This is a genomic window from Micromonospora arborensis (genome assembly GCF_003205615.1).
In the GTDB taxonomy this organism is placed as follows: Bacteria; Actinomycetota; Actinomycetes; order Mycobacteriales; family Micromonosporaceae; genus Micromonospora; species Micromonospora arborensis.
This window is the reverse complement of record NZ_PYBV01000058.1, coordinates 42,884-52,281: the sequence shown is the minus strand read 5'-3', so window position 1 is coordinate 52,281 and position 9,398 is coordinate 42,884. Positions and strand designations below refer to the sequence as shown.

The following is a 9,398-nucleotide window of genomic DNA, read 5'->3' as shown; positions in this document are numbered from 1 at the left end:
CCGACCTGACCCGCCGGATCCGGTCCGCTTCGTACAATTCCTGCCATGCCGGAGATCGTCGAGTTGCTGGCCTCGCCCGTGCACCGCTTCCTGGGCCGGCCCGCCGACGGCCCGGCGCCGGCCCCGCCCGGTGAGCTGGTCGACGTGGTCCAGATCCGGGCCGGCCTCGGCATCGTCGGCGACCGGTACTTCGGCCAGCAGGCGCACCGCGACGCCAGCGTCACGGTCATCGCCCAGGAGTCCCTGCCGGTCGGCATCGGCCTGGCCGAGGTCCGACGCAACATCCTCACCACGGGGATCGCCGTGGACGAGCTGATCGGCAAGGTGCTGGTCCTGGACTCCGGAGACGGCCCGGTCAGCCTGCGGGTCAACCGGGCGGCCCGGCCCTGCGCCTGGATGGACGTCACCGTCGGCCCGGGAACGTGGAAGGCGCTGCGCACCACGGGTGGCATCCGCTGCACGCCACTCAACGACGGCACCCTGCGCGTCGGCCTGATCGACGCTGTGGTGAGCTGAGCCGCGCTGGCCGATTCGGCGAGGTGACGCCCTCGCGCGTCGGTGCGTGGTAGAACCAACACGCGCACGGGTTCGGAGGTCTGCGGGGTGGACCTCGGCACGCCGGACCGGACCTGATCCGAACAGAGGTGGCGACTTGATCCCCGAGCTGCGGCAGCTCATCGAGGAGTTGCGGGCGGACCTGGCCGACCAACCGGCCAGCCTGGCGTGGGCCGAGTTCGGCGAGGGCGCCGCCATCGATGCCGTACCGGTGGGTCTCCCGGCCGACCTGCGCGATCTGCTGCTGGCGGCCGACGGGCTGCGCGGCGGTCGGGTCGAGCTGGCGTCCACGTCGACACTGGCCGGGATGCAGTACCACCTCGACTACGCGCCGGACTTCTCGTCCATTCCCGAGGACCGGGCCGGTTGGCTGGTGGTCGGCACCCGCAGCGACGAACCGATCTTCATGGACCGTGGCACGGGTGCCATCTGGTACTTCCCACCGAACGGCACCGAGTGGTTCATGTCCGACGCGTTCGAGGAACTCGCCCCGGACCTCGGCTCCTTCGTGGACTACTACCTGCTCGGCCCGGGCTATGCCGAGCTGACCCCCGCGGACGACAGGTGGTTCGCGTACCTCGATGAGCAGGGCCTGCTCGACGAGGACGACGAGGACGTGACCTGAGTCAGACCGGGCTGACGTGTGCGGCGAGGACCCGCCAACCGTGCGGGTCGTCGTGGACCCAGGTCCGGGTGTAGCGCAGGCGTGCCGCGAACGCCGCCCCCTCGAACACCCCGGCCACCCTGCCCAGGAAGAACGTCACCCCGGTCGACCCGACGACGAGCAGGTCCAACTCCTCCTCGACCAACTCCTCCACCACGGAGCGGCGGTCCCGGTGCGCGGCCAGGTCATCCTGCTTGGTGTACGTGTGGCCGTCCGGGCCGATGGCGATCAACTGGTCGACGAGCAGCTGATCGAGGGCGGCCACGTCGCCGGCTCGCTGGGCGGCCTGCAGGGTGCGCTCGGCATCGAGCAGTTCTGCCTCGCGTGCGCTGTCCGGCATCGTGCCGTCCTCCCGATCGGGCCCGACCCGGTGTCACCGGGCTGTCCGCATTGTGGCAGCCAACGTGGCCCGAGCGGGTGTGGATCGCCGCCCGCGTCACAGGCTCAGGCGAACACGTACGACGGTCTCCCCGGGGCTGGTGAGCACGGCGACCTCGTCGCAGACCCGTTCCACGATCGCCAGCCCCCGACCCCGTATCGCGTCGGCGGCCGGCATGTCCCGGCCGAACGCCCGCGTTGGCCCCTGGTCGACGACGTCGCAGAAAAGCTGGCCCGACTCGGCCCAGATGCGAACCCGGCCACCGCCGGTGGTGTGCTGCAAGGTGTTGGTGGCCAGCTCGCTGATCGCCAGCGTCAGCAGCTCCACCCGGTCGGGCGGCAACCCCCGGGCCAGCGCCCCGGCGCTGACGAACCCGCGCAGCGCTCGGACGTCGGTCGCCACCCGGTACGACATGGCGTCCGCGAGGTGGGCGGGGACGCTCTGCTCGGTCACGGTCTCCGGTCGCTCGGCCGGCATCAGCCCGCCAGGTGCGGGTGGTCGGTGAACGTCACCACGATAGGCCCGGGTGCCGTGGACGTGCGAGCCGCGAAGTGCGCCATCGGGCAGCAGCAACCCTTCTCCTAGCGACAGCTGTTGTCGGGCACATCATGTCACCCGCTGGCCTGCGGACCGTCTCGCCCGTTCGGGGGTCGATCAGACGCGGGCCGGCGGAGATCGCGTGTCGTCGGCCTGGCGCCGGGACGGTCAGGGGGCCGCATCGAAGACGATGGACTCGCTCAGCTCGCGCCACCGCGCGTCGGACGCGGCGAGGGCCTCGGCGGCGGCCGAGGCGCCTGCCACCGCGTCGGCGCCGAGCAGCAACCGCAGGGGCGGGTCGTCGACCCGGGTGATCCGGATGATCGCCTGGGCGGCCCGGACCGGGTCGCCCGGCTGGTTGCCGCTGGCCTGGCGCAGCCGCTGCACGGCTGGGTCGATGACCGGCTGGTACGGGTCGCTGATCGGCAACATGGTCATCGACGAGCCGGCCCAGTCGGTGCGCAGTGCGCCCGGCTCGACGCTGGTGATCCGGATCCCGAACGTCGCGACCTCCTTGGCGAGCACCCCGGAGAAGCCGCTGACCGCCCACTTGGCCGACTGGTACGCGCCCAGACCGGTGCTGGCGACCCGGCTGCCGACGCTGGAGATCTGCAGGATGTGCCCGCGCCGCTGAGCGCGCATCGTGGGCAGGGCGGCGCGGGACAGGTTGACCACCCCGTAGAAGTTGGCCTCGATCTGGGCCCGGAAGGCGCCCTCCGGAATGTCCTCGATCGAGGCGACATCGGCGTACCCGGCGTTGTTGACCAGGACGTCCAGGCTCCCGAAGGTGTCCACGGCGGTGCGTACGGCGGTCTGGGCGGCGGCCGGGTCGGTGACGTCGAGGGCCATCGTCCGGACCTGGTCGCCGTACTGGTCGACCAGGTTGGCGAGTTGGTCCGGGTTGCGGGCGGTGGCGACCAACTGGTCGCCGTCGGCCAGCACGGCCGCGGCGAGCGCCCGGCCGAGCCCTCGGGAACAACCGGTGATGAGCCAGACTCGCGGCACGTCGCCTCCTCTGTCGGGCGGTCTCCCACTGCTTACGGACGGATGTCCAGGGCGCCGATCAGGTCATCCCGCAGCGTGAACCGGTACCGCAGCTCGATCGGACTGCCGGGAAAGTCGCCGGACACCCGGCTGAGGACCAGGTACGAGTCGCCCGCCTGCGGTGTGACCCGCAGCGGCTCGGCAGTGTACGAGGAGGCCTCCATCGTCTTCTGCCGCCAGGCGCGGATCGCCGCCCGTCCGTCATACACCCGGTTCTCGTCGGCGACGCTCGCGGTGTCCGCGAAGCAGGCGACGAAGGCGTCCAGGTCCCGCTCGTCAACGGCCCGGAAGTACCTGTCGATCACGTCGGGCAGGTCGACCGCCATCTGCTCCTCCTGCGGCACGGGCCGCCGTCGGCAGCCGTCGGGTTCCCGGTCCGACCTCACCGTACGAGAAGCGGACGGCACCGCGCGGAGCAACCAACGGAACGGTCGGGCCGACGGACGTCCGTCCACCGGCCCGGTCGTTCCGTCGCGCGATCAGGGCTTGCGGGCCGGCGCAGTAGTCGTCCAGGTCGGCCGGCGGGCCGTCCTGCTCGGGCCGCCAGTGGGTGAACGGAACCAGGCCGGGCTCGACCAGATCCAGGCCGTCGAAGAACCGGGCGATCCGCTCCGGGCTGCGCAGGTGGTACGGCAGCGCGCCGCTCTCGTTGTACTGCCGGTGCGACTCGACCACAGCCTCGCTGGTGTCGGTGCCGTCGGAGAGCGCCAGGTAGCTGCCGGACGGGACCGCGTCGAGCAGCGCCCGGATGACGGCGACCGCCTCGTCGTCGTCGCCGACGTGCCCCAGCACACCGAACAGCAGGACCGCGACGGGCTGGTCGAGATCGAGATGATCGGCGGCCTCCCGGAGCACCGCCTGTGGGTCACGCAGGTCGGCGTGGACGTACCGAGTCAGCCCTTCCGGGCTGCCCACCAGCAGCGCCCGCGCGTGGGCCAGCACCATCGGGTCGTTGTCGACGTACACGCCGCGGCTCTGTGGGTTGACCCGCTGGGCCACCTGGTGGGTGTTGTCGGCGGTGGGCAGCCCGGTGCCGACGTCCAGGAACTGGCCGATCCCGGCCTCACCGGCGAGGAACCGAACCGCGCGGGACAGGAAGGCCCGGGACTCCCGCGCCGGCTGCCGGGTTTGCCGCCGGTTGGCCCGGGTAGCCACGCGTTTCCGGACGAAGGGCGGGGGCATGGCCGAGCTGGCATTCATCGACAAGGTTGCGGCGCGGGCGGGCGTTTCGCCGGAGCAGGCGCGTCCACTGACCGAGGCGGTTCTGCGGACCCTCACCGAGCGGCTCAGCGGCGGTGAGGCGGGCGCGCTCGCCCCCCACCTGGCCGACGAGCTGAGCCCGCTGTTGGTCAAGGCCGCCGAGCCGCCGGAAGCGTTCGGCTACGACGAGTTCCTGCGCCGGGTGGCCGACCGCGCCGGGATCGACCGGGCCGCCGCCGAACGGGGTGCGCGGGCCGTCCTCCAGACCATGCACCGGGTGGTCGGGCACCGGGAGTTCGAGGAAGCCCTGGCCCAACTCCCGGCGGATCTGCGGGCGCTGGCGCAGCCGCTGCCCCACGGTCCCTGACCGACCGCCGACCCCGGCGTCGACCGCACGGTATACGCCCTGCGCGCCGGCACCCGGCCTCGGCCGGCCCGGTACGGGGCCTGCCCGGTCACCCGGGTCAGGCCCCATCCGTCGTCAGGTGGCGTTGACCACCCACCTCTGGTGTGCGGCACCGGAGTTGGTGCCGATCTGGATCTGCGTGCCGTTGGCGGTGCCGCCGCCAGCGGCCTCCAGGACCTTGCCCGACTGCGGGTTGCGGATCGACCCGTCGGACTGCGGCTGCCACACCTGGGAACCGGTGCCGTTGCACGTCCACAGCTGCACCTTCGTGCCGTCGGCGGTGCCCGCGTTGTCCACGTCCAGGCACTTGCCCAGGGCGCGGTAGGTGTCCCCGACCCGGGTCCACGACTGCGCGGCGGTGCTGTTGCAGGTCCACAGCTGCACCTTCGTGCCGTCGGTGGTGCCGGCGTTGTCGATGTCGAGACACTTGCCGCCGACGCCGGTGATGCTGCCCGGGACACCGCTGGCGCTCGCGTACACCTCCAGCTCGTAGATGCGGGCGGCGGTGTCGCTGGTGCTGGTCGGCGCGGTGATCGCCAATCGGACGTGCCGGGTGCCCGGTGCGACGACGTCGTGCGTGGTGGTGCTCGCCGTGTTGCCCGTCACGGTGGCGCGGGTGGTCCAGGTCGTGCCGTCGGCGCTGGACGCGACGGTGAAGTCCCGGGTGTTCCACGCGGTGTCCTCACCGCCCGCGCCGGCGTGCTTGACCACCACCCGGTTCACCGTGTGGCTGGCCCCCAGGTCCACCTGGAGGAACTTCGTGGTGCCCTTCGAGCACCACTTGTCGCTGTTGCCACCGGTCACGCTGCCGTTGACGGCCTTGGCCGGGGTCTCGGCCGTCGAGCAGGAGCTGTCCGCGACGGCTGGCTTGTTGAGTGCCAGGTTGGTCCCGCCGGTCGGCGGTGGGGTGACGCCCGGGATGGCGTTGAGCGTGTACCACGCCTCGGTGCTCCACAGTGACTGGCCGCTCGTCGAGGTGAACGGGCGAGGTGAGCGCAGGTGGACCACCCGTCCGGCCTTGCGACCGGCCACCGCGAGGGTGACCTTCCTGCCGTCCGCGGAGAGGGTGGCCGAGGTGACGGTCAGCGTCTCCTCGTCGATCTTCGGGCCGCCGTAGTTCGCGGTCGCCTCGTACCGCCATTGCTTGATCTTGTAGTGCGCGGCCAGGTCGGCGGCGGTCTCCGCCGAGACCGGCTGGGTGTACTCCACCTCGAAGCCGGCCGTGGTGGCCCGCATGGCGAGCATCTCGAACGCGGTGGTGCTGTTCGGGGTGAGCTTCTGCAGGCCGTACGACAGCTTGCCGCTCTGACCCCAGTTGCCGTCCGCACCGAGCCCGCCGACGTAGATCGCGCCGTCCGGGCCGAGGTTGACCTCCGAGACGCCCGCCTCCAGGCCCTGGGTGAGCCGGAACAGGGCGCCCTGGTACTCGCCGTTGACCTTCTCCACGAAGGCCCGCTGCAGCCCGCCGTACGTCACGTCGCCGATGACGAACTGGCCGGCGTACCGGCCGTTGGTCAGGTAGAGCGGTGTGCTGGGCGAGTTGGCGATCTCGTTCTGTGGCATCCACAGCACCGGCGGGGTGACCGGGTTGCTGTCGAACGGGCCGGCCGGCGTCATGTAGTGGTTGAAGAACCGGCCCTGCTTGACGTGCAACAGCTTCGACGAGGGCAGCCAGCCGCCCTGGTTGTCGGTGACGAAGATGCCGCCCTCCGGGCCCCAGCCGATGCCGTGCGGGGTACGCAGGCCGCCGGCGACGTAGCTGACCGCGCCGGTGTCCTTGCTGACCTTGATGGTGGTGCCGCGGTTGGGGGCGGGCTGCGGGACCGTGGTGGCGCCGCCGTAGTCGATCGACACCGAGAGGTTCACGTAGAAGAACCCGTCCTGGTAGAGCAGGCCGAACGCGAACTCGTGGAACTTGCCGCCGTACGGCCAGGTGGCGACGGTTTCCAGCCGCTCGGCGACCTCGTCGCCGCCGGTGTTCACCAGCCGGGTCAGCCGCTGCTTCTCCGAGACGTAGACCACCCCGTCGACGACCTTCAGGCCCATCGGCTCCTTGAGTCCTCCGGCGATCTTCTTGGTGGTCACGGTGCCCGGACTTGTCGATCCGCCGGTGTTGCCGAGGATCCAGACCTCACCGTCCTGGGAGGTGCCGGACTGGTCGCTGCCACCCCAGGTGCAGATGACCAGCCGGCCGTCGGCCAGCCAGTCCATTCCCGTGACCTTCGGCTGGAAGCCGGTGGGCCGCAGGTTCGTCAGCGTGTAGCCGGGGTGCACGCTGTTCAGTGGGAGACCGTCGCCGGGGGAGTCGGTGATCCCTTCGCACTCCTTGCGCCCGGGTGCGGTCACGCGGACCACGCCGGCGTCGGTGCTCAGCGCCGAGTTCGGTACGACGACGAAGGACGACGAGCCGGGCGTCCTCCACTCCAGGGTGATCTGTTGACCACCGCCACGCTCGAAGTGGTCGATGCGCAGCGGGTGCAGCCCGGCGGTGAGGGTGACCGTGCCCTCCTTGGGCGGGGTGGCGCCGTGCAGCCCGTCGTGGTTGATCACCACGGCGTTGTCGATCGACAACCTGGACCCGTCGTCGCTGCTGAGCCGGAACGTGTAACTGCCGGCCTGGGTGGTGGTGATGTTGCCGAGCACCTGCGAGACGAAGTTGTCCTCGAAGCCGAAGTCGGCCGCCGAGGTCCAGTTGATCGTGGACATCAGCTTGTCCACGTTCGGGGTCTGCGCGGGTTTGAGGGTGCAGATCTCGGAGAGCGGCACCTGCACGTCGAAGACGCGCAGCGTGACACCCGGTTCCTGCTCGGGGGCGGCGCTGGCCGGGGCGGCCCAGAGGCCGGCGGTGAGGACGAGTGCCAGCGCACCCAGGACGGGATTGCGGAGTCGGCGTAGCAGGCGTGTGCCCATCGGTCCTCCAGGAGGCGGTGGAGTGTCCGACGGCCGGCGCGGAGCAGCGGTGCGGATGGCCGTCGGCCCGGCTCCGTAACGTCCTCGACGCCGACGAGTGACGATGCGGAAACACCGGGATGATGGGTCGAGACATTAAGGTGTTTCGATTGAGCTGTCCATGGCTTCGCGTCGATACATCAAAAGTTCCCGATGTCCGTGCGAAAGTTCGCGGTGCTACGCGAAGAATGCCGGATGCTGCGGGCGGCCTACCGCCGGCCGCGTCGGGGCGGACCGCCGGACCGATTGCCGGGCTTGCGGGCCGGGGTGGCGGCCTTGCGGCCCGGGGTGCCGCCCTTGCCTGCCGAGCCGGCGGGTCGACGGCTCGGCGTGCTGGCTCCGCGCGTGGCGGGTCGACGGCGGGCGGCCACCAGCACGATCGCGGAGACCACGACGACGATCAGAGCCGGGACCAGCCAGGCTGGGAAGCCGCCGTCCCGCTGCTCTTCGGCGGCACCAGCCGGGTCGCTCGGCGGGGCGCCGGTGGCGTCCGCCGGGCCGCCGGTCGCCCCGGTGCTCGCCGACCCCTCGCCCTCGCCCTCGGCCTGGGCGAGCAGTGTCGCGTCCGGCCCCGCCGTGGGTGCCACCCAACCGGCCGGCGCCGGCGTACTCGGCCCCTGGTAGTCGAACGTGACGTCGCCCCGCACCGCCTCACCGTCCGAGGCGACGGAGAGGTAGCTGGCGGTGTAGCGGCCCTTCGCCGGCCAGTGCGCGACAGTCACCAGGGCCGGGAAGCCGGTGTGGTACAGCCGGGGCTCGAACACGCCGTTGACCTTGAAATACTCCGTGACCGGCTTGTCCAGTCGCTTGGGCTCGCCGAAGGACCAGCCACTGTCCACACGCGAGCCATTCGGCCCGCTGATGGCGAAGTGCGCGTTGGCGGCCGGTTTCTCGGTGAAGAACAGGGTCAGCTGGGGGAGGGGCTCGCGCACGACGGTGCCGGTCAGCGGGGTGGAGGTCGCCAACTGGCCGTGCGCGGACGCCGGAGCGGCGGGCAACAGCAGCGACACCACCAGCGTCGCGACAGATGCCGCCACGGCGCGGCTCAGGATGTTACGGACAGTGACGGGCCTCGATCGCATTCGTTCATCATGGTCATTTCCTCGCCGCCGAACAAGACGTAGAGTTCTCCTCCCCGACGATCAACCCGACACCCGTCCCCTCGCGTCGTTCGGAGTCCGCCCGTGTCCGTCCGTACCCGCACCTTGACCGCCCTCGCCGCCGGTGTCCTCACCGCCCTGCTCGTCACGGGCTGCGGGCAGGGCGACGACCCGTCCGGGGCGACCCCCTCCGCGGCGGCCACGTCCGCCGCCCCGCCGAGCGCCGCCACCACCGCGCCGGCCTCGGCGGCCAGCCCCACACCCAGCCCCACACCCAGCGCCAGCGCCAGCACCCCGGTCGTGGACCGCGAGATCGTCGTGACGATCGCGAAGCGGCGGGTTTTTCCGCCGACCGGGCGGATCACCGTGGACAAGGGCAAGCTGGTCCGGATCACGGTCACCTCGGACGTGGCGGACGAGCTGCACGTGCACGGCTACGACCTGGGCGCTCGACTGCCGGCCCGCACTCCCGCCTCGGTGGAGTTCCGGGCCGACAAGACCGGACTGTTCGAGGTGGAGACACACGAGACCGGGCTGGTGTTGTTCCAGCTCGTCGTCCGCTGA

Annotated in this window: 10 protein-coding genes and 1 pseudogene; 4 read left to right on the top strand and 7 right to left on the bottom strand. The window is 71.4% G+C overall.

Annotation, left to right across the window (positions count from 1 at the left end):
• Nucleotides 1-45 precede the first annotated feature (45 nt).
• Nucleotides 46-516 (top strand): molybdenum cofactor biosysynthesis protein, encoded by a 471-nt coding sequence (locus C7C45_RS31260; protein WP_110568221.1) that lies wholly within the window; start codon nucleotides 46-48, stop codon nucleotides 514-516.
• A 136-nt stretch (nucleotides 517-652) separates the two neighbouring features.
• On the top strand, nucleotides 653-1,180 hold the full coding sequence (locus C7C45_RS31255; protein WP_110568219.1) for an SUKH-4 family immunity protein: 528 nt from the start codon (nucleotides 653-655) through the stop codon (nucleotides 1,178-1,180).
• 1 nt (nucleotide 1,181) lies between these two features.
• Here C7C45_RS31255 and C7C45_RS31250 read toward each other — a convergent pair whose 3' ends face one another.
• The 5 genes and pseudogenes from C7C45_RS31250 to C7C45_RS31230 form a co-directional block, all read right to left on the bottom strand.
• Entirely contained in the window at nucleotides 1,182-1,559 is a 378-nt protein-coding gene (locus C7C45_RS31250) for a nuclear transport factor 2 family protein (protein ID WP_110568217.1), read from the bottom strand.
• 96 nt (nucleotides 1,560-1,655) lie between these two features.
• Complete coding sequence (locus C7C45_RS31245) at nucleotides 1,656-2,171, bottom strand: ATP-binding protein (protein WP_341866530.1); 516 nt, start codon at nucleotides 2,169-2,171, stop codon at nucleotides 1,656-1,658.
• Between the two features lie 132 nt (nucleotides 2,172-2,303).
• Nucleotides 2,304-3,140 carry an oxidoreductase gene (locus C7C45_RS31240; RefSeq protein ID WP_110568214.1) on the bottom strand — a complete coding sequence of 279 codons (837 nt, stop codon included), beginning with the start codon at nucleotides 3,138-3,140 and terminating at the stop codon, nucleotides 2,304-2,306.
• Between the two features lie 32 nt (nucleotides 3,141-3,172).
• Nucleotides 3,173-3,505 (bottom strand): nuclear transport factor 2 family protein, encoded by a 333-nt coding sequence (locus C7C45_RS31235; RefSeq protein WP_110568212.1) that lies wholly within the window; start codon nucleotides 3,503-3,505, stop codon nucleotides 3,173-3,175.
• A gap of 153 nt (nucleotides 3,506-3,658) precedes the next feature.
• Nucleotides 3,659-4,301, bottom strand: a pseudogene (locus tag C7C45_RS31230) (SAM-dependent methyltransferase); the annotation flags it as partial.
• A 58-nt stretch (nucleotides 4,302-4,359) separates the two neighbouring features.
• On the opposite strand from C7C45_RS31230, the gene C7C45_RS31225 reads away from it, so the two are divergent.
• Nucleotides 4,360-4,746, top strand: a complete 387-nt coding sequence (locus tag C7C45_RS31225) for a DUF2267 domain-containing protein (RefSeq protein WP_110568209.1) — start codon at nucleotides 4,360-4,362, stop codon at nucleotides 4,744-4,746.
• Nucleotides 4,747-4,860: 114 nt separating this feature from the next.
• Here C7C45_RS31225 and C7C45_RS31220 read toward each other — a convergent pair whose 3' ends face one another.
• A complete protein-coding gene (locus tag C7C45_RS31220; RefSeq protein WP_110568207.1) occupies nucleotides 4,861-7,695 on the bottom strand; it encodes a ricin-type beta-trefoil lectin domain protein in 2,835 nt (944 codons plus the stop codon).
• Between the two features lie 248 nt (nucleotides 7,696-7,943).
• Nucleotides 7,944-8,771: a copper resistance CopC family protein gene (locus C7C45_RS31215; RefSeq protein ID WP_167454889.1), complete on the bottom strand. Its 828-nt coding sequence runs from the start codon at nucleotides 8,769-8,771 to the stop codon at nucleotides 7,944-7,946.
• Between the two features lie 147 nt (nucleotides 8,772-8,918).
• Here C7C45_RS31215 and C7C45_RS34295 point away from each other — a divergent pair, with 147 nt between their 5' ends.
• The gene (locus tag C7C45_RS34295) at nucleotides 8,919-9,398 is read left to right on the top strand and encodes a cupredoxin domain-containing protein (RefSeq protein WP_167454888.1); all 480 of its coding nucleotides are present in this window, start codon (nucleotides 8,919-8,921) and stop codon (nucleotides 9,396-9,398) included.